The sequence below is a fragment of the Candidatus Binatia bacterium genome, assembly GCA_023150935.1.
Classification (GTDB): Bacteria; Desulfobacterota; Binatia; order HRBIN30; family HRBIN30; genus JAKLJW01.
In genome coordinates, this window is sequence record JAKLJW010000024.1 from 61,334 (window position 1) to 85,181 (window position 23,848).

Annotated in this window: 24 protein-coding genes; 15 read left to right on the forward strand and 9 right to left on the reverse strand. The window is 67.3% G+C overall.

Going from position 1 to position 23,848, the window contains the following annotated elements; all coding sequences use genetic code 11:
* Positions 1–110: 110 nt before the first annotated feature.
* Positions 111–671, forward strand: a complete 561-nt coding sequence (locus tag L6Q96_14865; GenBank protein MCK6555836.1) for an HPF/RaiA family ribosome-associated protein — start codon at positions 111–113, stop codon at positions 669–671.
* A gap of 116 nt (positions 672–787) precedes the next feature.
* Here L6Q96_14865 and L6Q96_14870 read toward each other — a convergent pair whose 3' ends face one another.
* Positions 788–1,144, reverse strand: coding sequence for a hypothetical protein (locus tag L6Q96_14870; GenBank protein ID MCK6555837.1), 357 nt, complete (start codon positions 1,142–1,144; stop codon positions 788–790).
* 348 nt (positions 1,145–1,492) lie between these two features.
* On the opposite strand from L6Q96_14870, the gene L6Q96_14875 reads away from it, so the two are divergent.
* A complete protein-coding gene (locus L6Q96_14875; protein MCK6555838.1) occupies positions 1,493–2,659 on the forward strand; it encodes a sigma-70 family RNA polymerase sigma factor in 1,167 nt (388 codons plus the stop codon).
* A gap of 291 nt (positions 2,660–2,950) precedes the next feature.
* On the opposite strand, the gene L6Q96_14880 is transcribed toward L6Q96_14875, so the two are convergent.
* Positions 2,951–3,208: a hypothetical protein gene (locus tag L6Q96_14880; protein ID MCK6555839.1), complete on the reverse strand. Its 258-nt coding sequence runs from the start codon at positions 3,206–3,208 to the stop codon at positions 2,951–2,953.
* Between the two features lie 225 nt (positions 3,209–3,433).
* Positions 3,434–3,715, reverse strand: a complete 282-nt coding sequence (locus L6Q96_14885; GenBank protein MCK6555840.1) for a circadian clock KaiB family protein — start codon at positions 3,713–3,715, stop codon at positions 3,434–3,436.
* 177 nt (positions 3,716–3,892) lie between these two features.
* Here L6Q96_14885 and L6Q96_14890 point away from each other — a divergent pair, with 177 nt between their 5' ends.
* The 7 genes from L6Q96_14890 to L6Q96_14920 all read left to right on the forward strand — a co-directional run bounded on the left by L6Q96_14890 (position 3,893) and on the right by L6Q96_14920 (position 11,699).
* Complete coding sequence (locus L6Q96_14890) at positions 3,893–5,092, forward strand: methionine adenosyltransferase (protein MCK6555841.1); 1,200 nt, start codon at positions 3,893–3,895, stop codon at positions 5,090–5,092.
* A gap of 399 nt (positions 5,093–5,491) precedes the next feature.
* On the forward strand, positions 5,492–6,502 hold the full coding sequence (locus L6Q96_14895; GenBank protein MCK6555842.1) for a hypothetical protein: 1,011 nt from the start codon (positions 5,492–5,494) through the stop codon (positions 6,500–6,502).
* Positions 6,503–6,506: 4 nt separating this feature from the next.
* On the forward strand, positions 6,507–7,532 hold the full coding sequence (locus L6Q96_14900; GenBank protein ID MCK6555843.1) for a hypothetical protein: 1,026 nt from the start codon (positions 6,507–6,509) through the stop codon (positions 7,530–7,532).
* An 8-nt stretch (positions 7,533–7,540) separates the two neighbouring features.
* A complete protein-coding gene (locus tag L6Q96_14905) occupies positions 7,541–7,774 on the forward strand; it encodes an acyl carrier protein (protein ID MCK6555844.1) in 234 nt (77 codons plus the stop codon).
* Positions 7,767–9,785: a thiamine pyrophosphate-dependent enzyme gene (locus L6Q96_14910; GenBank protein ID MCK6555845.1), complete on the forward strand. Its 2,019-nt coding sequence runs from the start codon at positions 7,767–7,769 to the stop codon at positions 9,783–9,785. Before L6Q96_14905 ends, L6Q96_14910 begins: the two co-directional genes overlap by 8 nt.
* Positions 9,782–10,891: a 2-oxo acid dehydrogenase subunit E2 gene (locus L6Q96_14915; GenBank protein ID MCK6555846.1), complete on the forward strand. Its 1,110-nt coding sequence runs from the start codon at positions 9,782–9,784 to the stop codon at positions 10,889–10,891. The genes L6Q96_14910 and L6Q96_14915 overlap by 4 nt, the downstream gene beginning before the upstream one ends.
* Before the next feature lie 61 nt (positions 10,892–10,952).
* Positions 10,953–11,699: a four helix bundle suffix domain-containing protein gene (locus L6Q96_14920; GenBank protein ID MCK6555847.1), complete on the forward strand. Its 747-nt coding sequence runs from the start codon at positions 10,953–10,955 to the stop codon at positions 11,697–11,699.
* On the opposite strand, the gene L6Q96_14925 is transcribed toward L6Q96_14920, so the two are convergent.
* Positions 11,694–12,878 (reverse strand): patatin-like phospholipase family protein, encoded by a 1,185-nt coding sequence (locus tag L6Q96_14925; protein MCK6555848.1) that lies wholly within the window; start codon positions 12,876–12,878, stop codon positions 11,694–11,696. The two genes, L6Q96_14920 and L6Q96_14925, sit on opposite strands and share 6 nt — an antisense overlap.
* A 102-nt stretch (positions 12,879–12,980) precedes the next feature.
* Between L6Q96_14925 and L6Q96_14930 the strand changes: the two genes are divergently transcribed.
* Entirely contained in the window at positions 12,981–13,193 is a 213-nt protein-coding gene (locus tag L6Q96_14930) for a dodecin family protein (GenBank protein ID MCK6555849.1), read from the forward strand.
* Between the two features lie 56 nt (positions 13,194–13,249).
* Here the strand turns inward: L6Q96_14930 and L6Q96_14935 are convergent, their stop codons facing one another.
* Positions 13,250–14,599: an MFS transporter gene (locus L6Q96_14935; GenBank protein ID MCK6555850.1), complete on the reverse strand. Its 1,350-nt coding sequence runs from the start codon at positions 14,597–14,599 to the stop codon at positions 13,250–13,252.
* A gap of 238 nt (positions 14,600–14,837) precedes the next feature.
* Here L6Q96_14935 and L6Q96_14940 point away from each other — a divergent pair, with 238 nt between their 5' ends.
* The 3 genes from L6Q96_14940 to L6Q96_14950 are packed head-to-tail and all read left to right on the forward strand — an operon-like array spanning position 14,838 to position 18,583.
* Positions 14,838–16,838, forward strand: a complete 2,001-nt coding sequence (locus L6Q96_14940) for an SDR family oxidoreductase (GenBank protein MCK6555851.1) — start codon at positions 14,838–14,840, stop codon at positions 16,836–16,838.
* 56 nt (positions 16,839–16,894) lie between these two features.
* Entirely contained in the window at positions 16,895–17,197 is a 303-nt protein-coding gene (locus L6Q96_14945) for a hypothetical protein (GenBank protein ID MCK6555852.1), read from the forward strand.
* 18 nt (positions 17,198–17,215) lie between these two features.
* The gene (locus tag L6Q96_14950) at positions 17,216–18,583 is read left to right on the forward strand and encodes a hypothetical protein (GenBank protein MCK6555853.1); all 1,368 of its coding nucleotides are present in this window, start codon (positions 17,216–17,218) and stop codon (positions 18,581–18,583) included.
* A gap of 28 nt (positions 18,584–18,611) precedes the next feature.
* Here the strand turns inward: L6Q96_14950 and L6Q96_14955 are convergent, their stop codons facing one another.
* The 4 genes from L6Q96_14955 to L6Q96_14970 all read right to left on the reverse strand — a co-directional run bounded on the left by L6Q96_14955 (position 18,612) and on the right by L6Q96_14970 (position 21,780).
* Positions 18,612–19,364: a transposase gene (locus L6Q96_14955; GenBank protein ID MCK6555854.1), complete on the reverse strand. Its 753-nt coding sequence runs from the start codon at positions 19,362–19,364 to the stop codon at positions 18,612–18,614.
* Positions 19,365–19,460: 96 nt separating this feature from the next.
* The gene (locus L6Q96_14960) at positions 19,461–19,790 is read right to left on the reverse strand and encodes a hypothetical protein (protein MCK6555855.1); all 330 of its coding nucleotides are present in this window, start codon (positions 19,788–19,790) and stop codon (positions 19,461–19,463) included.
* A 129-nt stretch (positions 19,791–19,919) separates the two neighbouring features.
* A complete protein-coding gene (locus tag L6Q96_14965; GenBank protein MCK6555856.1) occupies positions 19,920–20,972 on the reverse strand; it encodes an aldehyde reductase in 1,053 nt (350 codons plus the stop codon).
* On the reverse strand, positions 20,956–21,780 hold the full coding sequence (locus L6Q96_14970) for a nucleoside phosphorylase (protein MCK6555857.1): 825 nt from the start codon (positions 21,778–21,780) through the stop codon (positions 20,956–20,958). The genes L6Q96_14965 and L6Q96_14970 overlap by 17 nt, the downstream gene beginning before the upstream one ends.
* A gap of 227 nt (positions 21,781–22,007) precedes the next feature.
* Between L6Q96_14970 and L6Q96_14975 the strand changes: the two genes are divergently transcribed.
* Entirely contained in the window at positions 22,008–23,177 is a 1,170-nt protein-coding gene (locus L6Q96_14975; GenBank protein ID MCK6555858.1) for a cysteine desulfurase, read from the forward strand.
* Positions 23,178–23,191: 14 nt separating this feature from the next.
* Entirely contained in the window at positions 23,192–23,680 is a 489-nt protein-coding gene (locus tag L6Q96_14980; GenBank protein ID MCK6555859.1) for an ATP-binding protein, read from the forward strand.
* Positions 23,681–23,848: the final 168 nt, after the last annotated feature.

The window sequence follows — 23,848 nt, forward strand, 5'->3', positions numbered from 1 at the left end:
AATCCGATCCCGATTCCGTCGCCCGTTCGTCGCAGCTACGGCGCGCACTGGTGGCAGGAAACTTGCGCGTGACGTTAAGCCGGTAGTGGTGGTAAAAGCGAGGAGGAACCATGCAGGTACCTTTGCAGATCAGCTTCCGTAATATGGAGCCGTCGGCGGCCGTCGAAGCGAAAGTCCGGGAACGGGCGGCCAAGCTGGATCGGTTTCACGACCGTATTACCGGTTGCCGGGTAGTGGTGGAGGCCCCGCACAAGCACCACCACCAGGGCAAGCTCTTCCACGTCAGGATCGACCTGACCGTGCCCGGGGGCGAGTTGCTCGTCACTCGCGATCCTGCTCAGGCACACGGGCACGAGGACGTCTACGTGGCGATTCGCGACGCTTTTGCAGCCGCACGGCGTCAACTCGACCAGTACGTCGCACAGCGTCGCGGCAGCGTGAAGGCGCACGCCGAATCCCCGGTCGGCCACGTCGCCCGGCTGTTTCCCGCCGACGGTTACGGGTTCATCGCCGTCGGCGACGGCCGCGAAGTCTACTTCCACAAGAACAGCGTGCTCGGTGCGAACTTCGCGAAGCTCGCCGTCGGTACGCCGGTCACGTTCGTCGAAGAAATGGGCGATAAGGGACCTCAGGCGAGTACGGTGCGGCTCGTCGGAGCTGGCGAACCGTAAGAGCGATACGCAGCGGCGGCACAGCCTACACCTTCACGCGGGTCAGCCAAAAACAACGCGGCGGCCGTGCCAGGATCGGCACGGCCGCCGCGTTGCGGGCGAGCGCGACGGTGCGCTCAGGCGGCATGGGAGTGAGACTCGACAGCGCGCAGTTGCCGCTGGCGCCACCGCTCGAGACCTTCCCGCAAATAATCGGGGTCAAGGCCGAGGACGTGGCAAATCTCCAGGAACGAGAACGGCCCGACCTGCTCTTCGCCCATGATCCACTCCTCAGCCTCGCGGAAGATCCGTCGCTCGGACTCCCGCGTGGCCAGCAGGTTGTCCCGAAAACAATTGATGCCGTCTTCGAGCACCGCCAGCATGAGATGCCGCTCGCCGTGGGCCTGCACACCTCGCCGCGCCAAAAACTGTCCCGGCAAGATGACATCAGGCTGAAACAAACCGTTGTTTACATGCTTGCTGTTGTGACCCATCGTCACCCCCGGAATTATTTGGTCGGCGCCTGCCAGTCAGACGCCGCGGATTCTGCCTGAGCAAACCGCGGGCCACTGCCGCCGATTCAGACAGGCAATACCGTCCGGACGGATATCGCCGCTTGAGTTCCGCATTCGCGCCATCCGGAATTCCTGCGGCTGGGAACGGACCCGACCGGGCACGCGGCTCTTTCGCCCCACCTTATGTCGGCAAGGCAATCGCTAGGTGTAAATGGGTAAGTGCGTGAAGGGTGGGGGCAGGCGATGCAGACCCGGATTTTCGACGAAACGGCCCAGTCCCCGAGCCCACGTTCCGTCCGTGGCGCGCGGCGCAGCAAGGAAGTTTCGTTGAATTTTCGCTGCGGGCGTGCCGTCGAAGCCGGCATGTTCGACCCAGAGCCCGCCGAGCTAAGCCTGACCGATAACGACCTCAGTGGCCCCGCCGAGGCGGACGGCCCGCCGACCGCCGCCGGCGTGTCGGAGCTGGATGCCGAGGCGATCCTTGGCGCCACGCTCGCCGGCACGCGCCTTCTGACGGCTCGGGAAGAGGCCGACCTGACCCGCCGGATCGTCCGCGCTCGCCGACGGGTGCGCACGCTCCTGCGTCGGTATCCGCGCCTCGCCCGCCAGGCCCTCGCCGGCGCCGGACGAGGCGTCGTCCACCCGGAGGACGATTTCCGGGAGCGCGAAGCGGTCACCATCCTCGATTACGCTCACCGCCTCTTGCACGACGCGCCGCGGCGCCGGGCCCTCGGCCTGCGCCTACCGGCCATCCGGCAGTTCTGCGCCGATCTGGCCGCCGCCCTTGCCGACTATCGCAGGCCCCGCGACGAGATGATTCGCGCCAACGTACGCCTGGTCAGCGCCCTCGCACGGCGCTACCGGCATCCCACCCTCAGCTACCTCGATCTCTTCCAGGAGGGCACCGTCGGCCTGTTCCGAGCAGTGGAAAAGTACGACCCCGCCCGGGCCGTGAAGTTCAGTACTTACGCAACGTGGTGGATCTGGCAGCAACTCGGCCGCGCCGCCGATACCCAGGGCGCCTTGATACGCACTCCCGTGCACTGGAATCAGTTCCGCCGGCGCCACGCGCGCCAGGCCACCGGGCCCGACACCGACATGGCCGAGACTACGGACGAAATGGACGGCCTCGATCGCGACCGCTTCGACCAGATGGCCTACGGCTTTCGCTTCATATCGACCGATGCGCCGCTGAGCGACGATGACGACCGGCAGCTCGGTGCCCTCCTGCCTGACGAAACCGCACAGCCCGACCGGCAGGCGATGTTCACTGCCCTTCGTACCCATCTGGACCGCGCCATCGACAGCCTGCCGCCGCGGGAGCAACACATCCTCCGCCAACGCTTCGGCTTCGACACGGACGCCCGCACCCTGGACGAAATCGGCCAGCAGCTCGGCGTCAGCCGCGAGCGGATTCGTCAGTTGGAAAACCGTGCCCTCGCACGGCTAAAGACCATCTGCGCGGAAAAGGGCCTGCGGGACTACCTGAACTGAGACGGCTGCGCGCCGCCGGAAAATCAGCGCGGGTTGGTGCCCGCACCCCAATGCCCGCAACTCCCCGTTCGCCCCGAGTAGGACCCGTTTGTTCAGGGGCCGTATCGAGGGGTCACACCGGACGTGCCTCGATACGCGCCTGAACCCTTCGATACGCGGATTGAGAAGACATCGGCTACTCAGGGCGATCGGGTTGTCGAGACGGCGCTACTCGGCACGAACGGTGGCGCACCGCTCCTCGATCATCTGTAAAGTTCCTCGCGCCGTGCGCGCAAACGCGGAAATCGTGGCTCAGACGGCGCGCTGCATGCCGCTGACGGCACGCGGTCGCACAGCCGGCAAGAAGAACCCAGCGTACTTCCCGCCTTCATCCCAAACCTGCCCCTGCACATCCACGCGCCCACGGGAACTGCCGTCCGTACCCGTGAGCGTGCCGCGGTCGTCGATCATGCCACACAGCGCCCCACGGCTGTCGAAGTAGCGGCCACTCTCGTCTACCCGACCCAGGTAGGTACCCCAGCGATCGAAGTGGTAGGCAGGCTTGTCCATCCTGTTGCGCCCTCCCACACGGGAACTGTTCTCGTCCCGACCGACACGCTGCAACTTCCCGGCCACGCTGCCAGCGCAATGTCACTCGACGTTCCACGACGTCGGGCCGGGTCTCCGTTCCAACGCATCGGAATCGGACCCGGGGGCTCACCAGATTACGGGAAACGCACTGCCGGCTTATCGATCGTGTTTGGTCGGGGGAACCGCTGGGGCTGCCGTCGACTTTCAGCGCGAACCGCCTTCGAGGCCGAGCGCCGCGAGCACCCTTGCCAGGTCGGACAAGTCACCGACGACGCGGCGGTTGGGCGGAGGCAGTTCCTTTACCAAAGTTGGGGTGGCAAGCACGTTCTCGGCTTCCGCGACCTGCGGCTGCGCAAGGACATCGACGATCGACAGCTCATAGCGGCCAGTCAACTCGCGCTCGCACAGCCGTTTCAGGTCGGCGATCGCCTGCTCGGATCGCGGCGACTGACCGGTAACGTATAACTTGAGCACGATGTGCGTCATCCCCGTCCTCTCGTTCACCGGCACTGCGACCCATGGCAACCCCCACCACGACTGCGGTCGCGAGGTCGCGCTCGCAGGATATCGGGTGCCGACTCGTTCGGGAAGGTCGCCGGTCCTTCGATCTGCGCAGGCCGGGGACGCTTGCGACCCGTACCGTGGGACGCGTAAAGGACTGTAATGGCAGCAGTGCTCGTCGAAGCGCTCGTACAAACCGCCGTCTGCGACCGCCGCATCGAGGTCGTGGAACGAAAAGGCATCGGCCATCCGGACACGATTTGCGACAGTCTCGTAGAAGCGATCGCGATCGGTCTGAATCGGCTTTACCTGGATACGGTGGGCACGATCGTGCACTACAACATCGACAAGGCGCTGCTCGTGGCCGGCCAGTGCGACAAGACCTTCGGGGCCGGTACGGTGACCCGGCCCATGGAGCTGATCGTCGGCGACCGAGCGACCTTCGTCGTCGACGGACGCCACCTGCCGGTGGCCGAGGTCGCCCGCGCCGCCGTCGACGACTGGGTACGCGCGCATCTGCCTCACGTACGCGCCGGCCAGGACCTCCGCACGACCGTCGCACTGGCGCCCGGTTCGGAGGAGTTGCGCGGCATCTTCGGAGCCGGCAGCGCCGCCCCGAGCGCCAACGATACCGGCGGCGCCTGCGGCTATGCCCCCCGGACACCGACCGAAGACCTCGTTCTTGCCACGGAGCAGTTTCTCAACTCTCCGGCGTTCAAGCGCGACTTCCCGGACACGGGACAGGACGTCAAGGTCCTCGGCGAACGCACCGACGGCGCTCTGGCCATGACCGTCGCCATGCCCTTTCTCTGCCGTGCGACACCGTCCGAGACGGTGTACTTCCGTCGCAAGGCGGCCGCACTGGAAGCGCTCGCCACCCACTTCCGCGATACCCCGTTTGCAATCGAGTGGCGTCTCAACTGTCTGGACCGACCGGGCCGCGGCACCGCCGGGGCCTATCTCTGCCTGACCGGCACATCCGCCGAGGACGCCGACTCCGGGCAGGTCGGACGCGGCAACCGCGTCAACGGGTTAATCGCCTTCGCCCGGCCGGCCGGCGGCGAGGCCGCCGCCGGCAAGAACTCTGTGGCGCATACGGGGAAGATCTACAGCGTCCTCGCCTTCCGCCTCGCCGACTTACTGCATGGCGCTTGCCCCGAAACCCGCGAGGTAGCGGTCACCCTCTCGTCCCACATCGGCGATCCGGTCGATGCGCCCCGCGTCGGCGTCCAGGTCGTCCTCGTTCCGGAAGCGACCGTGGCGGACATCGAGCCGCGGGTGCATGAAATCGTGGCCGGCGAGTTGAGCGACTTGCCGGCTTTCATCGACGCCCTCAGCCGCGGCCGCTACGCCGTGTGCTAGGGGCCTGTCGGAGAAACGCCCGCTGGTGCTTCGACAAGCTCAGCACGAGCGGGCTCTGCCTTGATTGCACAGCATCTTCCGCTCGCCCTGAGCCCGTCGAAGGGCGCGGGGCCTCTCGGAGAAAGGCCCGCCGGTGCTTCGACAAGCTCAGCACGAGCGGACTCTCTGCCTTGATTGCACAGCATCTTCCGCTCGCCCTGAGCCCGTCGAAGGGCGCGGAGCCGCTTTCTCCGACAGGCTCGCCGCCGAATACGGTCGGCGGGAGCCTCGCCCTCCCGAAGTAAACTTCAACGGTCCCGAACACCCCGCGAAATGCAATTGCTTTTGGTTCGGGGCCTGCGTTACAAAATACGACTGATCTAGCCGCGCTCACCCATTCTCGCCGCGTCGCGACTCCTCATGACCGCCAAGCCGTCGTTTGTCATTACGCTCGATACCGAACCGGACAACGAGTGGGGTCGGCCGCGCGTCGCGACCACCGAAAACGCCCGTTTCGTACCGCGATTTCACGAGCTCGTGACCGGCCACGGGTTTCGTATCACCTACCTGCTTACCCTCGAAATGGCGGACGATCCCTTCCTGCGCGACTATCTGCGGCCGCGCCGGAAAGCCGGCGAATGCGAGATCGGGGCGCACCTGCATCCGTGGAACACACCGCCGCTGGTGCCCCTGACGGCGGACGACATGAAGCACCACCCTTACCCGTTCGAGTACCCGCTGGAGGTCCAGCGCGCCAAGCTCTCAACCCTCGTATCGTCCATCGAAAGGCACTACGGGGTACGGCCGGTATCGTACAAGGCGGGGCGTTGGGGTCTCGACGAGGCACATGCGGAGTTGCTCGAGGAGGCGGGGTTCCGCGTCGATACCTCCGTCTGCCCCGGCATTAACTGGGGCCCGAGCAAGGGCGATCCGCGCCGATCCGGAGGGCCGAATTTCACCGCCGCCGGGCTGCTGCCGTATCGGCTCTCCCGGGAAGATGTCTGCCGGCCGGGGACGATGCGCCTGTGGGAAGTGCCGCCGACCATCGTCTTCTACAGTGCACTGGGGCGCTATGTGCCGGCCGTCCGCACTCTCTATCATCGGTACCGTCGCGTGCGGCGCCTGTTCGACCGCAAGCGCCTGGGCGCGCAGTGGCTGCGGCCTTACCCGTACATGACCGTGGCCCGGCTGGCGCGCGTGGCCGCTCTGGCGCGCCGGGCGGGGGCCGAGGTGCTGAATCTGACGTTCCATTCGAGCGAGCTGATGCCTGGCGGTAGCCCTTACAACCGAACCCCCGAATCGATCGAGTCGCTGTACGGGCGGCTCGACGGATTCTTCAATCACCTGCGCGGCCAGGGCGTGCACGGCGCCACGTTGTCGGAGGTCGCAGACGGTCTGGACGGAGGCGCAGCCGCGGCCGCGGCGAGTTAAACGTGTGGCCATCCTTGCCTTCGATCCCGCCAACCGCGCCATGCTGGCCTTCCTCGACGCCCACGTCGCGGCCCGCGGCGCCGCCCACTGGCGCTGGAAGTACCGTCCAGGACCAGCGGACCTGCCCGCCGGGTTCGCCTGGCAGGAAGCGAACGGCGAGTTCCTCGGGTACATTGGGATGATGTGGACAACACTGGGCGCCGCGGGTTCGTCGCATCGCGCGGCGTGGTTTGTCGACTGGCACGTGTTGCCCGGCGAGCGCGCCGTGGGCGTCGGCTTTGGTCTGCTCCGCAAGGCCGAGGCTGCCGCCGGAGTGCTGCTCACCCTGCAGGGCTCGCCCGATACGCGCCAGATCCTGCCCCGTCTCGGCTGGAAGGAGTCGACGGCGCCGCGCACTTTCGTGCGACCGCTGACCGGCCGGGCCTGGGCGGCAGCGGCGATTCGCCGCGTTCCCGGCGTGCTGCGCGCGACCACCGCGGCGGCGGCGGCTCTGGCGACCCCATGGAAGCGCGTTCGTAACGTCGCGCCCGAACCCGGGGTCGACCTCGTCGCGGTCGAGCGTTTCGACACCGACCAGGATACCGTCTGGGCCGCGCGTGCGCCCGAGTTCGCACCCGCCCTGCGTCGAGACCGCGACTACCTGAACTATTTCTGCGCCGACTATCCCGCCGGCGGCTACCGCCTCGCCCTGATCCGCCAACGCGGCGTGCCGGTAGGGCATCTGATAACCCGCGTCGACGTCGACCGGCGCGGCTTGCGCCGCGGCCGCATCGTCGATCTGGTGTGGCCACGGGCGGACCGTCGACTGCTCGCCTGGCTCGTCGCCGCCGCCTGCCGGCAACTGCAGGACGACGGCGCCGACTATGCGGAGTGCCTGGCCTCGATCCCCGAGCTACGGAATGCGCTCACGGCCGGCGGGTTTCGGGCCCGCCGCCAGGTGCCGATCTGGTATCACCGGCTCCCGGCCGGTGCCGCCGATCCGGACGCGTGGTACATAACCCTACTTGACTGCGACCGCGCTTATCGATGAGGGGAAGCATGAGCGATCTGCGGAACCGGATCATCGACGTCGTCAGCGGGGTCTTCAAGCTCGCGCCGGAGGTCGTCGCCCGCGGCGTCACGCCGGATCAGGTGGAGGGCTGGGATTCCGAGAAGCACGTCGAACTGGTGGTTGCCCTCGAAGAGCGTTTCGGTTGCATGTTCGAGGCAGAAGAGGTCCCCGAGTTGACGTCGCTCGATCAGATGGAGAGCATCATCGGCCGCCATGTCTAACCAAGCAGTCCGTGACCGTACCCCGCACGTGACACCCGAGACCGTGGCCCTCGAGCGGATGCTGCTCATTCGCGCCGTCGAGGAGCGTCTGCTGGCGCTGTTCTCGGCCGGGAAGCTGTTCGGCACGACGCATACCTGCATCGGGCAGGAAACCACGGCGGTCGGTGTCGTAGGCGCGCTGGACCTGACTCGCGACATCGTCTTCTCCACGCACCGCTGCCACGGCCACTACCTGATGTACTCGAACAATCCCGAGGCGCTCATTGCCGAGATCATGGGCCGCCAGTCCGGGACCTGCGGCGGGCGCGGCGGCAGCCAGCACCTCTACGAACGCAACTTTTTCTCCAACGGCGTGCAAGGCGGGATCCTGCCGGTCGCCACCGGCGTTGCCCTCGCCGAGCAGTTCAGGGGCTCCGACGCGGTCACGGTTGCCTTTCTCGGCGACGGCACCCTCGGCGAAGGCGCCGTGTACGAGGCTCTGAACATGGCGGCCCTGTGGCGGGCCCCGGTCGTTTTCGTGCTCGAACACAACCGCTACGCGCAGTCGACACCGACCGAACGCACGACCGCGGGAGAAGTCACGGCGCGGGCGACCGCCTTCGGCATCCCCTCGGATCGCCGGCCGGCCGACGACCCGGTCGCCCTGCAGGCCCATATGCGCGAGGTGGTCGCCCGCGTACGGGCCGGGGCGGGACCGTTCTTCCAGGTGCTCGATACCTACCGGCTCGCCGCTCACAGCAAGGGCGACGACGATCGCGACCCGCAGGAAATCGCCGAGTACCGCCGGCGCGACCCGCTGCTTCGCTTGCGTACCGAGCTGGGCGAGGCGGTCGCCGCCCCGCTGGCGGAAGGCGCCGAGCGGCGTATCGACGCGGCGGTCGCCGCGGCCGAAGCGATCCCTTATGCCGGCGTCGATCCCGATGCCGACGCCGAGGCGTTCGCGGCGCGCAGCTCCGGTTCGGCTCCGGCCGCGGCCGCGTTCGCCGGCGCCGCCGACGAGCCGACGACCCTGGTCGTGCAGCACCTCAACGCCGCACTGCACACCATGATGGCCGAGAACGACGAGGTCATCCTCCTCGGTGAAGACCTGCACGATCCCTACGGCGGCGCCTTCAAAGTCAGCCGCGGCCTCTCGACCCGCTTTCCGCAGCGCGTCCTGTCCACGCCGATCAGCGAAGCCGGCTTCATCGGAATCGGTACCGGCCTCGGTTTGCGCGGCTACCGACCTGTGGTCGAAATCATGTTCGGCGACTTCCTCGCACTCGGCGCCGACCAGGTCCTCAACCACCTCGCCAAGTTCCGCTGGATGTACAACGATCGGGTCGAGACGCCGGTGGTGATCCGCACCCCCGTGGGCGGCCGCCGCGGCTATGGACCGACCCACAGTCAGAGCATCGAGAAGATGTTCCTCGGCGTACCCGGCCTGGTCGTCGTCGCCATCAGCCTCTACCACCATCCCGGCACGCTCCTGCGGCGCGCCGTACTCGAAGATCCGCGGCCGGTCCTCTTCCTCGAGCAGAAGCTCCTGTACGCCAAACGTCTCGTCCGCGAGGCACCGCCGGGCATGGTGCTCGACCTGCACGACAGCGAGCGCCACGCGCTCTACCCCACGGTCGTATGGCGACCCGCCGACGTTCCCGCGGAGGTCACCGTCGTCACTTATGGGGCAATGACCGATATCGTCGAGGAGGCCATCGCCATCGGCTTCGACGAAGACGAAGTAATCGCCGAGTACGTCGTGCCGTCGCAACTCGCGCCGTTACACCTCGCTCCCATCGTCGACTCGGTGCGCCGCACGGGGCGGTTGCTGGTGGTCGAAGAAGGGACTGCCCCGTGGGGGTTCGGTGCCGAGCTTGTCGCCCGGGTAGTCGAGTCCATGCAGGAACGCGGGCCGCGCTGCGGCCGGGTTGCCGCCCATCACCTGCCGATCCCCAACGCTCGACCGGCCGAGGATCTCGTCCTCCCCGACGCCGCGCGGGTGGTGGCCGCTATGCGAGCGCTCCGCCGATGACATCCGCCGGCCCCGCCGCCGCCTCCGGCGCCCATCCCATCCTCGTACCCCGCGAGATCGTCAACGCCGATAGCGTCTATGTCGTCCGCTGGGCCGTCGGTGACGGCACCTTCACCAAGCAGGGCACCGCCCTCTGCGACATCGAGACGTCCAAGGCAGTCATGACCCTGGAGGCCGAGCGCGACGGGTACGTTCGGCACTGCGCCGTGGTCGGCGACGAGGTGGCGGTCGGCGGCGTGCTCGGGTACCTGACTGCTGAAGCGAACGCCCCCCTGCCGGTGGCCGACGAGACGGCGAGGCCCGCGGCCGGTGCCCCGTCAAGCGTGCGGTTCAGCGGCAAAGCGCGACAGAAAATCGAAGAGCTGGGCCTCGACCTGGCCTTGTTTGCGGGCCGCGGTCTGGTGCGCGAGCAAGACGTGATCGACATCGCCGCCGCGCAGCGAGCCGGCGCCGCCACCCACCAGGACCTGCGCGGGCCGTTCAGCCTCGAACCGCTCGGCCCGATTCAGCGGCGCGTCGCCCGCGTTATGGAGCAGAGTACGACGATCCCCGTCTCGGCTTTGGAGCGTCGCGTCGATCTCGGCCCGGTACGCGAGCGGGCCCGCGCGATGGCGCAAGAAACGAAGCGGGTCGTGTCCGACGTGGACTTGCTGGTCGCAGCCGTGGCGCAGGCCTGCACCGCACACCCGCGCTTCAATGCGTTCGTGACGCCGGACTACCAGTTGCACCTTTTCGAGCACGTCAACGTCGGCGTCGCCGTCGACGTTGAGGGCGATCTATACGTCGTGGTGGTCCGCGACGCGGCGACCAAGGCACCGGCCGATATCGCCAGGGAACTGCGCGGCTTGCAGTACCTCGCGCAGCGCCGGCGGGTGGGCGTCGAACAACTGAGCGGCGGCACCATCACCGTCACCTCGATGATCGGTCGCGGGGTGCATCGTTTCCGTCCCATCCCTTACCCGCAACAGGCCGCCATCGTCGGCATCGCCGACCTCGAGCCGGGAACGACGTACGCCGCCCTGACGCTGGTGTTCGATCATCGGGTAGCCAACGGATCGCAGGCGGCCGCCTTCCTCGGCGCCATCGACGCCGCCATGCGCGGCTGAGTGGTGGTTCAGGACCTCTTCAAGCTTTATTACGAAGCCCACTTACGGCAGACTGCCCCCGATGGCGGACGGCAGCAGCCTGATACCGAAACACGGGGGATACCGCGCGCTCAAGAGCTTTCAGGTGGCGCAGTTGATCTATGACCTGACGGTTCGGTTTTGCGATCGATACGTCGGCCGGCGCAGTCGAACCCACGATCAGATGGTGCAGGCCGCGCGCAGCGGCGTACAGAACATAGCGGAGGGCAGCCAGGTCTCGGGCACGTCGAAGAAGCTGGAGCTGAAGCTGACCAACGTCGCCCGGGCCAGCCTGGAGGAGCTACGGCTCGACTACCAGGATTTCCTGCGGCAGCGAGGACTACCGCAATGGCCCCCGGACCATCCGGCGCTGCAACGCTTCAAGGCCAGGCGCTGCGCGACGCTGGACGAGGTACGGAGCTGGGTGCGGGAAGAGCGTCAGCAGTGGAGAAGAACGGAGGGGTTAAGAGATTGCAGTCCGGACTGGCACGGACCGGCACGGACCGACACGGACGCGGCGACTTCGGATCTGTGCCGATCCGTATCCGGTCCGTGCCAGTCCGTGTCTCGTCCGTGTCGGTCCACGCCACGTGACCCCTCTCCGGCCGTGCCGCCCGCTTACCCGACCCTCGCGGCCAACGCCGCGCTGTCGCTGCTGAATGTCGCTTGCCACCTGCTCGATCGACAGCTCGCCGCCCAGGCTGCCGCCTTCGAACGCGAGGGTGGTTTCACCGAACGTTTGTACCGGGCCCGCTCGGCACAGCGAGGTCCGCGCCGACCGATCTCATGATGCGCCCGCCGCGCCCGGCGCCTTCGCGAAGAACTCCGCGATGCGATCGCGCTCGGCCGCCACGTCGTTTCGCCCCGCCTCGATGAGCCGAGTGCAGTACACCGCGTCGAAAAGGAGATAACTCGCCAGCTCGGTCACCGCCTCGTCGCTACCGAGGCCGCGCAAGAGGTAGCGCACCACGGCGGGTATATGATCCGACAGTTCCGCGGCCAGTTGTTTGAAATCCTGCGAGGGGCTGATCCAGAGGACGTCGACGTACCGGAACGGCACATGACTGTCCCCCGTCGGACACCCGATCACGCTGGTGTTCACCCGCTGACTGTGCTCGACGTCGACCTCGATCGCATCCAGCATCACCGCGTCGAGTATCACGCCGGCGATCTGGGCGATCGTGGGTGGCGGCCCCAGCCCCCTGCGACGCGGCGGCGCCGATGGCCGGCCGGGTTCCCGGACGGCTATGGCCACGATGCGATCGGCGCCGAGATTGATGGCGTGACTCAACGGTGCGGTGTTGCGGATCGAACCGTCGCCAAAGTGCCGTCCATCGATCGACACGGAGGGGAAAAAGATCGGAATCGCCGCCGACGCCATCAGATGATCGACCTGAATGCGTGTCCGCTCGATCGACCACCGCCGCCGCGTCCAGAGGTCCAGGTCTGGCGCCGCGTGGACGAACAGCACCCCGTTCGAGGTGTACAGATCCGTCGCCGGGACGGCGAGCGCACGTAAGACCCGGCGTTCGACGTTGCCGTCGATCCGATTAAACGGCACCTTTGCCGACAGCAACTTGCGCAGCGGCGCCGTGTCCAGCAGCGACTTCGGCTGCACGTGACGCGTTGCCCCGCCGAATGACAGGTCCCATGCCCACCGCACGCCGATGCGCCCGAGAGAAGCGATGTCGGTCCGGAACACATGCCGCGCTTCGAGCTTGCTCCAGATCTGACCGAGCGTCCGCACGCCACGGCCGAACTGGTCCGCGTAAGCCGCCAGCATCGCGCCGTTGATGGAACCGGCACTCGATCCGACCAGGATTTCGAAAGACGAGATGTCGTCGGATACGAAGCCCTGCTCCAACAAACCCTGGAGCACCCCCATCTGATAGGCTCCCCGTGCGCCGCCGCCCGAAAGTACCAGCGCCGTGCGCGACCCGCGACGCACCCCCGTCTTCGCCGTCGCCATCGCCATCATCCTCTCGTCGTTCGCAACCCGGACTGGACCGTCTTGACGAAGTGCTCCGCTTGCTGTCAAGAACCTCTCACCACAGCCTACAAGGAGGAGTCCATGGCGGAAAGCGTTTACAAGGTGATTGAGCTCGTCGGAACAAGCTCGGAGTCATGGGAGAAGGCAGCGAAGGCCGCGGTCGAACGGGCCTCGAAATCGCTGCGCGACCTCCGCGTCGCCGAAGTCGCCGAACTCGACATGACGATCGATGACGGCAAGGTGACCACCTACCGTACCAAGGTGAAGGTGTCCTTCAAGTACGAGGGCGATTAGTTCCTCCACCGCTAGAACCGAGGCGGGGGCGGCATTGGCCGCCCCCCCGGCCTCCCTCAACTGCGAACGTCGCCTTCCCGAAGCCGCGCTGCCTCCGGATGTGCGTCGCCCGGCAGCGCGATCGGCTGCCCGGGGTCGACCCCCACCCAGCACGCCGCGGCGACTATGTACCCTAATGCGAGCGTCAGCAACGGCGCCTCCCAGGACTGCCAACGGTCCACGCCGACACCCACCAGCACCGGGCTCAACGCGCCGCCGAGGTTGCCGAACATGTTCATGGTGCCGCTGACCACCCCGGCGTGCGCACCGCCGATCTCCAGGCACACCGCCCACGCCGGCGATACTCCCAGCGCCGCCAGCCCGGCGGCCGCCGCCAGCAGGATGGCCGATACCAGCGGATCGGACGTCGCCACCGCGCCAACGATCGCCGCCGCCGCCAGGGGCAGGCCGACGAGTCCGGGCGTGCGCCGCCCCACCCGCGACCCGCGCCGCGCCGTCAACGCGTCGCTGATCCACCCCCCGGTAAACACCCCCACGGCAATCGCCAGCAACGGCAGCGCCGCCAACCACCCCGCCTGCCGCAGGTCAAACCCCCGCGCCCGCAACAGATACGTCGGCAACCACGTCAGATAGAAATACCAGCCGTAGATCGCCCCGCCGTACATCGCGCACAGCATCAGCAGCGAACGGCTGCGCACCAGCGACCGCCACGGCACGGCGTCGTGCCGTGCCACCCGTACCCCGCGCATCGGCTCGAGCAAACGGCGCTCGGCCGCGTTCACCCCCGGGTGATCGTGCGGGTCGTCCCGAAACCACCTCCACCACGCGACCGCCCACCCGATACCCACAGCGCCGAAAAGCGCAAACACGTGCGGCCACGTGACGACACTCAGAAGCGTGACAACCAGCGGCTGTGTCACCGCCCCGGTCAGCGCCCCGGTCATGATCACCGCGCCGAACACCCGGCCGCGCTGCGCCGGCGGCAACCAGCGCCCGTACACTCGGGTGGTCGCCGGGAACGTACCCGCCTCCCCCATGCCGAACAGCAGCCGGAGCATGAACAACGAGACGAACCCGGTGGCCAAGCCGGTCGCTGCCGTCATCACCGACCACCACACAACGATGCGCGTCAGCGCAACCCGTGCGCCGAACCGGTCGGCGAACCATCCGCCGGGAATCTCGAACGCCGCGTACGCGAGGGTGAAAGCGCTAAACACCAACCCCATCTGCGTGTCGCTGAGCCCGAGATCGGCCTTCATCGCCGGCGCCGCCACAGCAATGCAAACCCGGTCGAGATAGGCGATCCCGACCAGCGCCAACGTGAACGCCACCACCCCGTGGCGAACGCCCGTAGGGGTGCCCGCCGCAGCGGATGGGGACACCCCCCGCGGGGAGGTCGCCGTCACTCCGCCTGCCCCGCCTCCGGCTGTTCGGGCATCTCGCTTTCCGTAAGCGCAACGCCCCATGCCAGCCAGCCGGCCAGGAACAGGAGCAGGCCAATACCTATCAATATTTTATGGTGTCGCTTCATGACGGGACATTCAGCAGAACGGCACCGCCGGAGCAAGCCGCGCCGTGCATCCGCGGCTTGGGCACGACGACCGGTTGTAGTAAGCACCCAGACACCGCTTGCAGGAGGAACACATGAGCTACTTCGTCACGGGTGCCACGGGGTTCATCGGCCGCCATCTGGTCTCGCGCCTGCTCGCGCGTGGCGGAGACGTGTATCTTCTCGTCCGCGAAGGCTCGGCCGCGCGGCTCGACGCTCTCATCGCCGGGTGGGACCGCGAACACCCCGGGACCGCCGCTCGCGTACACAAGGTGCGCGGCGATCTGCGTGAGCCCCGGCTCGGCCTCGACGACGCACAGATCGCGGCCCTGCGCGGCAACGTCGCGCACTTCTTCCACCTCGCCGCTCTGTACGACCTCACCGCCCCGGCAGAGCAGAACGACCTCCTGAACGTCGCCGGCACGCATCACGCCGTGCAGCTCGCCAACGCTCTGCAAGCGCGCTGCCTCCATCACGTCTCCTCGGTCGCCGTCGCCGGCCAATACCGCGGTCTCTTCCGCGAGGACATGTTCGACGAAGGGCAATCCCTTCCCACCCCGTATCACCGCACTAAGTTCGAGTCCGAACGCATCGCCCGCGAGCAGGCAGCCGTACCCCTTCGCATCTACCGCCCTGCCGTTGTCATCGGCCATTCGCGCACCGGCGAAATGGACAAGATCGACGGGCCGTACTACTTCTTCAAAGCCATCCAGAGACTCCGCGCCGCGTTGCCGCCCTGGCTTCCGCTCATCGGCCCGGAGCTCGGCTACACCAACATCGTTCCGGTCGACTTCGTCGCGGATGCGATGGACCACATCGCCCACGTCGACGGACTGGACGGCCAGACGTTCCATCTCTGCCACCCGCGCGGCCAGCGCTCCGGCGAGGTCCTCAACACCTTCGCGCGCGCCGGCCATGCACCGCAAATGGCCATCCGCATCGACAAGCGGTTCACCGACGCTCTGCCGAAAGGCGTGCTGTCGATGCTCATGCAACTGCCGGCGCTGAGGGGTATGCGGCGCCGCTTCCTTGCCGACTATGGCATCCCCGAAGAAGTCGTCGGGCACGTCGGCTTCACCGCGCAGTTCGACACGCGCGACACCGAGCGGGCGCTGGCCGAAAGCGGCATCGCGGTGCCCGAACTCGACGACTACGCCGCCGCGATCTGGGACTACTGGGAACGCAAGCTCGACCCTGACCTCCACAAAGACCGGTCGCTGAGCGCGGCGGTGCGCGGCAAGACCGTACTGATCACCGGCGCGTCGTCGGGCATCGGGCGCGCGGCCGCCCTCAAGATAGCGGCGGCCGGCGGCATCCCGTTACTGGTCGCCCGCAGCGCCGACAAGCTCGAAGAAGTCCGCCGCGATATCGAAGCGCGCGGCGGTACCGCACATGTCTACACCGCCGACCTCGCGGTTTCCGAATCGATCGACGCACTGATCGCTCGTGTGCTCGCCGAGCACGCCACCGTCGACGTGCTCGTCAACAACGCCGGCCGCTCGATCCGGCGCTCGGTTAAGGTCACCCTGGACCAGGACCGGTTTCACGATTTCGAGCGCACCATGCAGCTCAACTACTTCGGCGCCATTCGCTTGATCCTCGGCCTGCTGCCCCACATGCAGGCCCGCCACGCCGGACACATCGTCAACATCTCGTCCATCGGCGTGCAGATCAACGCGCCGCGCTTTTCCGCCTATATCGCCTCGAAGGCGGCTCTCGACGCGTTCACGCGCGTGGTCTCCAGCGAGGTGCTCGGCGACCATGTCACCTTCACCACTATTCACATGCCGCTCGTGCGCACCCCGATGATCGCTCCGACCAGGCTCTACGACAGCTTCCCGGCCGCTACGCCGGAGGAGGCCGCCGACATGATCTGCGAGGCCATCCGCACGAAGCCAAAACAGATCAACACCAAAGCGGGTACCTTCGGCGAAGTCCTGTACGCCCTGGCACCCAGGCTCATGGACCAACTGCTGCACATGGCCTACAACGTCTTCCCGGAATCCGCCGCCGCGAAGGGTCAGGCCGACCCCGCGGAACGGGCCTCGGCCGAACAACTGGCCGTCGCCAACCTGGTGCGCGGCGTGCACTGGTAGCAGACGTCCGACCTGAGTTGCCGAACCTTCGACTTCACCTCCCGGAGGACATCTTCATGACATACGCCGTCGTCTGGCCGCGGGCCGCAAAGACAGTAGAACCCCAACCGCTCGCGGCACGGCTCGATACGCTGGCCGGCAAGAAGATCGCCTTCGTGTGGGATTACCTTTTCCGCGGCGACGAGATCTTTCCGCTCCTCGAAGCGGGACTGCGGGAGCGTTTTCCCGGCATGACGTTCTTCTCCTACGAAGAGTTCGGCTCCACACACGGCGACCAGGAGCGTCAGGTGCTCGCCGAATTGCCCGCCAAGCTCGCCCGGCTCGGAGCGCACGCGATAATCTCCGGCATGGGTTGTTGAGGAAGCTGTACGCCCGCCGTGCTGCGGGCCAGCGCAACTGCGGAGCTCGCCGGCTACCCGACCGTCTCGCTCGTGTGCGAAGGATTCCTCGGCCAGGCTGCCAGCACCGCCACCGGCCTCGGCCTGCCCAACCTCCCGATCGCCAGAGTTCCCGGCCACGTCGACACGCAGAGCGTGGAAGTCCTTGCTCGCAACGTCGTGGATGTCACCCTGCCGGCAGTCATCGAAAACCTGACCCGGGCAGCGGCCACCGCTGGCGTAGCCCCGGAACCCGATCCGCTGGACATAGTTTTCGAGGGCACCTTCGAGGAGGTTAACCGACTCTTCTGCGAGCAACGCTGGTCCGACGGCCTGCCGATCGTACCGCCGACGCAAGACAAGATTGCCGCCTTCCTCGAACACACCGATCTCTCCCCCGATCACGTCATCGGTTCGGTGCTGCCGGACAACCGCGCGGCGACCGTGTGGAACGTCGCCGTCAACGGTGTCATGGCCGGTTGCAGGCCCGCATACATGCCGATTCTCGTCGCCCTCGCCGAGGCCATGGTCGACCCCGGCTACGGCGTCGAACACAGCGGCAACACGCCCGGCTCGGAAACCCTCATCGTCCTGAACGGCCCGATCGTACGCGAACTCGGGTTTAACCATGAGCAGGGAGCGCTGCGCGACGGCTTTCAGTCAAACACCACTGTCGGCCGCTTCTGGCGCCTCTATTTGCGCAACGTCGCCGGATTCCTGCTGCACGAGAACGACAAGGGTACGTACGGCAACACCTGGCGCGTCGTGCTGGCGGAAAACGAGTCGGTGCTCGAACGGATCGGGTGGCCCAACATCGCCGGCGATCAGGGCCTGCCGCCGGGAACGGACGCCGTCACGGTCGCGCGCTACACCGGCGGCGATGTCGTCCTGTCGGTGTTCGGCGACACGCCCGAGCGCATGGCGCCATACCTCGCCGACGCCCTCACCCGGATGACCGCGTGGCAGGTGTGCTTCACGGTCGGACAGGGTTCACTGCGCCCGCTCCTGCTGCTGACCCCGGTCCTGGCAGAAACCATCGCCAACGGCGGCTGGAGTAAGGCCGATCTCAAACGCCGCCTGTGGGAGCTCGCGCGCATGCCGGCGTGGAAGTTCGAGCGCTACCTGGGCGAGTGGACGAACATCGTCCCGGGACGGCGAACGCTGCAGGACGTCGCCAATCTCGGCATGGCGCCGCGGGCGCTGTTCGCGGCGTCCACCGACCCCGACCGTCTCGTACCCATCACGCAACGGCCCGAGGACCTTATGATCGCAGTCACCGGCGATCCACTCCGCACCAACGCCTACGTCTTTGCCCACAACGGCATGCTCGGGTTCCCGACGACGAAGGCGATTCGCCGCCGGCGCTGACTGCCGTACACGCCAATGGGCGTGGCGCCTACGGCTGCTCCGGTTCGGGCGAGGTGGCCTGCGGATTCTCACGGTCGGATGCCCACCGCGCGGGATTGTCGAGGATGTATCGCCGTATACGGTTCAGCGATTCCTCGTTGCGAATGATGTGTTCGTAGTAGTTGCGCTGCCACAACCGTCCCGCGAACGCCGGCCACCCGGATTGTTTGACCGCGTCCGCATACCGTCTGGTGGTCATGGTCTTGAACCGATGCACCACGTCCCCCAACGACATCGTAGGGGCAGGCCCCCGTGCCTGCCCCGCATCGCGCCCGTCCGGGCGACCACGGGGGGTCGCCCCTACCGCATCGTCACGCCCATCCGGGCGACCACGGGGGGTCGCCCCTACCGCATCGCGCCCGTCCGGGCGACCACGGGGGGTCGCCCCTACCGCATCGCGCCCATCCGGGCGACCACGGGGGGTCGCCCCTACCGCATCGTCGCGCCCATCCGGGCGACCACGGGGGGTCGCCCGTACGAGGACGATGATGCCGTGGACATGATTGGGCATGACAACGAATTCGTCGGTTTCCACGCCGCGATAGAATGTCGGCATGTCATTCCATACCGATTGGATCAACCGTCCCGCGTCGTTCAACCGCATGTCCCCATTCACCACGTCACCGAATAGGAAGGCGCGGTTCTGCGTGCAGATGGTAATGAAATAGCCCCCCTGCTGTTGGTAATCGTATCCCTTCAGGCGGATGGATCGCCGGCGATCGCCCTCCGGGCCGCCCGTCATAGCGCGCCTCATTCATGTCGGGGCACGGCGCCGCCGGGACCCGACCCCGTTCTTGCAGCAGGGATTTGCGCCCGGCCGACGCTTCTCGGCTTCCCGCTAGTGGCGCGTATGCGCCTCGGCGTCGCGGCAGTCCCAGACAGTGCGTTCCCAGTTCGAGATCACGCCGTTGTCGCCGCAGACCAGACAGGCCCAGTGGATACGGTGCGACTCGGGGTCGATGAACGCCTCCACCTCTCCAGCGCAGGGCCGGCGGTTCGGCCGGCGACGGCACGGCACGCCGAGCGGATCGTCGGGCGGCACGCTTGTCACGGCGACGATGATAGCGCCGAGGTGATCGGCAAGTTTACGCGCCGGCCCGGGTAGCTCGGGGTGCAGCCGACCCGCCTCCAAGAAGTGATTGATGTTGGTAATCCACGTGTCGGGCATGGCACCGCGATGTCTAACACACCCCCACACGGCGACAAGTCCAATTGCCGACCCGATGCGGCGTCCCCGGCTCCGCGCCGTTCGAACCCGTGACTTCCGACCGGGAACTCAGGGCCCTGGCCATCTCCCTCACCCGCGGGCCGGCACGATCCCGTGCGCGATCAAGCTGTGCCCGGTATCGACGACCGACTCGTGCAAAGGACGCATCGACCAACCCAGCTCGCGCTGGGCCTTCGCGGAGCTCACCGCCTCCTCGCGATCGACGTAATCGAGCGCCAAACGAACCGTCTTGTCGAACCGCGCAATGATCCACATGAGCCAGTACGGCAAACGGCCGGTTGGAACACGATAGCCCTGCGGATTGAACTCGGCCGCAAGCACCTTCGCCATGTCCTCGATCCACACATGGTCGCCGGCGCAGATGTACCGGTTGCCCGCCGCATGCGGCTGCTCCATGGCCAGCCGGTGCGCGATGGCGATGTCGCGCACGTCTACCGGCGCGAAGCCGATGTGCGGACAGGCCGGCATCTCCCGCCGCAGCAGCTTGCGGATGACCTCGTTCGACGTCCCGGCGTCGTCGTTCATCACCGGGCCCAACACGAAGCCGGGATTGATCACGGCCAGCTCGAAGCGCCGGTTCGGAGGCAGGGTCTGCACGAATGCCCAGGCGGCACGTTCCGCCAGGGTCTTGCTTTTCGGGTAAGGAGGAGAGCGATCGGGGTTGGACCAGTCCGCCTCGGTGCGAACTTTGCGTTCGCCGGGATCGTGTCCGGAAGCGACGGCGGCCACCGACGACGTGAGCACGACCCGCTTCACCGTGCCGCTCTCGGCACAGGCGCTCAGCACCCGCTTCGTGCCGTCGACCGCGGGACGGATCAAGTCCATCTCGTCCCTGGGCGCGGCGGGCGGGAACGGCGAGGCGACGTGTTGAACGTAGGTGCACCCCGCCACCGCGTCCTTCCATCCGGCATCGCTGCCGAGATCGGCCTCCACAAGGTCGAGCGAACCGCCGGTACGTTCCGCCAGCGTGCGCAGATGCGCCGTCTTCTCGGGAGCGTTCAGGTTACGCACGGTGCCCCGCACCCTGTAGCCGTGCTCGATCAACTCGCGTACGCAGTGCCCGGCGATGAAACCGGAGGCTCCTGTAACCAGGACCAGACTGTCGTTAGCTGCGCTCGTCATCGTCAAGCTCTCCTCTTCCGTGCCGTTCCCAACCGAGTGCCACGGTCTCGATCACCCGGAGCGCGGCATCGCTTCCGTCGTCGTCGCCTTTCTCGAAGTCGCCGGCCACCACTCCCATCGTGTTGGTGATGTGCGCGAAGCAGATCACAGGCTTGCGCCTGGCGTGGGCAAAGGCGTACAGCGACGCCGCCTCCATCTCCACCGCCAGTACGCCCTCGGCCCGCGCGGCGGCGATCGCCAGGTCGGTCTCCCGGTACGGCGCGTCGGTGGTCCAAGCCGCCCCGCGAGTCACCGGCGGCGTACAGCGTTTGACGGCCCCGGCGAGACGCGCCGATACTTCCGGCAGCAGTTCCACATAGCGCGCCGCGGGCAGGTAGTGGTGGCTCGTGCCCTCGTCGCGCAGCGCCTTATCGATCAGGACGAAATACGGGGGTTCGCGTACCGGCAGGATCCGGCCCGCCGAAGTGACGCTGATGAGCAGTTCGCAACCCGAAACGAACATCTGCTCGGCCAGCAGCACGGCGAACGGACCGCCGACCGCGCAGCCGATGATGCCGAACGCCAGCCCCCCGCGTTCGAACCGGTACATCGTGGTGTGATAGCACGCCCACGCCGGATCGCGCGTCGCCTCGCCGCGGCGCAGAAGATGCGCGACGATGTCGCCGTCGGGGTCGAGTACGCAATGCCGCGGGATCGTTCCTTCGGGTAACCCCTTCTGCCGGCGCGTCTCGCGCATGAGGTTCTCCGGCTGAAACACCGCCGCGCGGCGGAAGTGCTTGTTCTCGAACAACGGCGATCCGGCTTCCATTTGACGCGCTCTCCTACCCTGAATCCGCCCCGCACGGAGGCTGTACCGCGGAGTTAACATGCGCGGCGCCGGCGGGGTAGACTGCCCGGGAAAACCGGGAGAAGGTAACGGGGACCGGGCCCGGAGACTTTCGTCCGATCGGGGTGAACCGCAGATCGAGCGTTGCCACCGCAAACGGAGATCGATGAGGCATGAACGACGGGAGAAGCAGGAAGCGAACGCAAATCTTGGCGCGGACAGCACGGGCCGGGGCGGCGAAACGCGGGCCGATCTATCTCGACTACAACGCGACCACGCCGTTGCTGCCGGAAGTTGTCGAGGCCATGCTCCCCTACCTGCGCCGGCACTTCGGCAATCCGTCGAGTGCCCACGCATTCGGGCGGCGGACACACGCCGCCGTCGACCAGGCAAGGGAACGCGTCGCGGCGCTGCTCGGGTGTGCCGCGGACGAGGTGTACTTCACCTCGGGCGGTACCGAAGCCAACAATCTCGCGATTCGCGGCGTGTGTGCCGCCCGCCCCGACCGGCGCCATGTGGTGACCACCGCGATCGAGCACCCCGCAACCACGGTCCCGTGCCGGTGGCTGGAGCAGCAGGGCCATCGCGTCACCTGGCTCGGCGTCGACCGGACGGGATGCGTACGGGTGGATACCGCACCGGCGGCGCTGGGCGACGACGTCGCCATCCTCACGGTCATGCACGCGAACAACGAGACGGGCGTCGTGCAGCCGGTCGGGGACCTTGCCGCGCTGGCGCGCGCGTGTGGGGCCGTCGTGCACACCGACGCGGCGCAGTCGGCCGGCAAGATCCCGGTTGACGTCGATAGTCTCGGCGTCGATCTGCTGTCGGTGGCCGGACACAAGCTCTATGCGCCAAAGGGCGTCGGCGCGCTTTATGTCCGGCGAGGCACGCCCCTGACGCCGCTGCTGCTCGGCGCGGGACACGAACGGGGCTTGCGTCCCGGCACGGAGAACGTCGCGTCGATCGTCGGCCTCGGCGTCGCGTGCGAACGTGCGCGCCGCGACCTCGACGTCCTCGGGACGCGGCTGCGGGCGTTGCGCGATCGCCTCTGGAACGAGTTGGAGGCGCGAGTGCCGGGGCTGGCACTCAACGGCCATCCTGACCGGCGGTTGCCGAATACGCTCAACGTCCGTTTTCCCGGCGTTTCCGGTCGCGCCCTGCTGGAGGCCACCCGGGAGGTGGCAGCCTCGACCGGATCGGCGTGCCACGCCGGCGGCGAGTCGGCATCGTCAATCGTTCTGGCCATGGGCGTAACGCCGCAGGATGCGCTGGGTTCCGTGCGCCTGACCCTTGGACGGTCGACGACGCAAGGCAACGTCCTGCGCGCCGCCGCCGCCCTGGGACGGAACTGGAAGTCGTTGCGCGGCGGCGGTTAAACGACCTGCTCGATGTGGCGCAAATCGAATCGAGTCGCCTGACTCTCCACAAGGAAGCGCTGAACATCGATGCGTTCCTGACCGAATGCGTCGAGCGCCACAACCGGCTCGCCGAAACGAAGCGAACGCGCGTGGAGCTCACCATGGACACGGTGGGCTACGTCCATGCCGATCCGATCCGGTTGCGCCAGGTGCTCGATAACTTGCTCTCCAATGCGGTCAAATTCTCCCCGCCCGGGAGTTTGATACGGGTGCATGCCGGAAAGCAGGACGCACTCTGGCGGGTGGCGGTGCAAGACCAGGGGCTGGGTGTCACCGAGGAAGACCGCGCGCGGCTGTTCCGCGATTTCGCTCAGTTGTCCGCAAAGCCCACCGGTGACGAGAAGAGCACCGGACTGGGGCTCGCCATCTCGCGCCGCATGGTCGAAGCCCATGGCGGTCGGATCGGCGTCGACTCGGCACCGGGTGCGGGCGCGACGTTCTGGTTCACGCTGCCGGTGTGAGAGGCCGGCAACGCGCGCGGAGCGCGCGTTCCACCTGGGGGTTCAACACGATCGGAGCGCGCGTTCGCCGCCCGCTGGTGCTTCGACAAGCTCAGCGCGGGCTACCGCCCGCATCCCAAAGCGAACAACCAGCCCGTTCGCCCCGAGTAGGAGCCCTTCCCCCGGGCT

Excerpts from the sequence above, each read along its gene's own strand:
- L6Q96_14925 (MCK6555848.1), bottom strand. The coding sequence starts at position 12,878 with ATGGCGACGGCGAAGACGGGGGTGCGTCGCGGGTCGCGCACGGCGCTG.
- L6Q96_14960 (MCK6555855.1), bottom strand. The coding sequence starts at position 19,790 with ATGCCCGACACGTGGATTACCAACATCAATCACTTCTTGGAGGCGGGT.
- L6Q96_14970 (MCK6555857.1), bottom strand. The coding sequence starts at position 21,780 with ATGGAAGCCGGATCGCCGTTGTTCGAGAACAAGCACTTCCGCCGCGCG.
- L6Q96_14890 (MCK6555841.1), top strand. The coding sequence starts at position 3,893 with ATGGCAGCAGTGCTCGTCGAAGCGCTCGTACAAACCGCCGTCTGCGAC.
- L6Q96_14885 (MCK6555840.1), bottom strand. The coding sequence starts at position 3,715 with ATGACGCACATCGTGCTCAAGTTATACGTTACCGGTCAGTCGCCGCGA.
- L6Q96_14945 (MCK6555852.1), top strand. The coding sequence starts at position 16,895 with ATGACATACGCCGTCGTCTGGCCGCGGGCCGCAAAGACAGTAGAACCC.
- L6Q96_14955 (MCK6555854.1), bottom strand. The coding sequence starts at position 19,364 with ATGACGGGCGGCCCGGAGGGCGATCGCCGGCGATCCATCCGCCTGAAG.
- L6Q96_14965 (MCK6555856.1), bottom strand. The coding sequence starts at position 20,972 with ATGACGAGCGCAGCTAACGACAGTCTGGTCCTGGTTACAGGAGCCTCC.
- L6Q96_14910 (MCK6555845.1), top strand. The coding sequence starts at position 7,767 with ATGTCTAACCAAGCAGTCCGTGACCGTACCCCGCACGTGACACCCGAG.
- L6Q96_14905 (MCK6555844.1), top strand. The coding sequence starts at position 7,541 with ATGAGCGATCTGCGGAACCGGATCATCGACGTCGTCAGCGGGGTCTTC.
- L6Q96_14880 (MCK6555839.1), bottom strand. The coding sequence starts at position 3,208 with ATGGACAAGCCTGCCTACCACTTCGATCGCTGGGGTACCTACCTGGGT.
- L6Q96_14865 (MCK6555836.1), top strand. The coding sequence starts at position 111 with ATGCAGGTACCTTTGCAGATCAGCTTCCGTAATATGGAGCCGTCGGCG.
- L6Q96_14915 (MCK6555846.1), top strand. The coding sequence starts at position 9,782 with ATGACATCCGCCGGCCCCGCCGCCGCCTCCGGCGCCCATCCCATCCTC.
- L6Q96_14870 (MCK6555837.1), bottom strand. The coding sequence starts at position 1,144 with ATGGGTCACAACAGCAAGCATGTAAACAACGGTTTGTTTCAGCCTGAT.
- L6Q96_14940 (MCK6555851.1), top strand. The coding sequence starts at position 14,838 with ATGAGCTACTTCGTCACGGGTGCCACGGGGTTCATCGGCCGCCATCTG.
- L6Q96_14895 (MCK6555842.1), top strand. The coding sequence starts at position 5,492 with ATGACCGCCAAGCCGTCGTTTGTCATTACGCTCGATACCGAACCGGAC.
- L6Q96_14920 (MCK6555847.1), top strand. The coding sequence starts at position 10,953 with ATGGCGGACGGCAGCAGCCTGATACCGAAACACGGGGGATACCGCGCG.
- L6Q96_14930 (MCK6555849.1), top strand. The coding sequence starts at position 12,981 with ATGGCGGAAAGCGTTTACAAGGTGATTGAGCTCGTCGGAACAAGCTCG.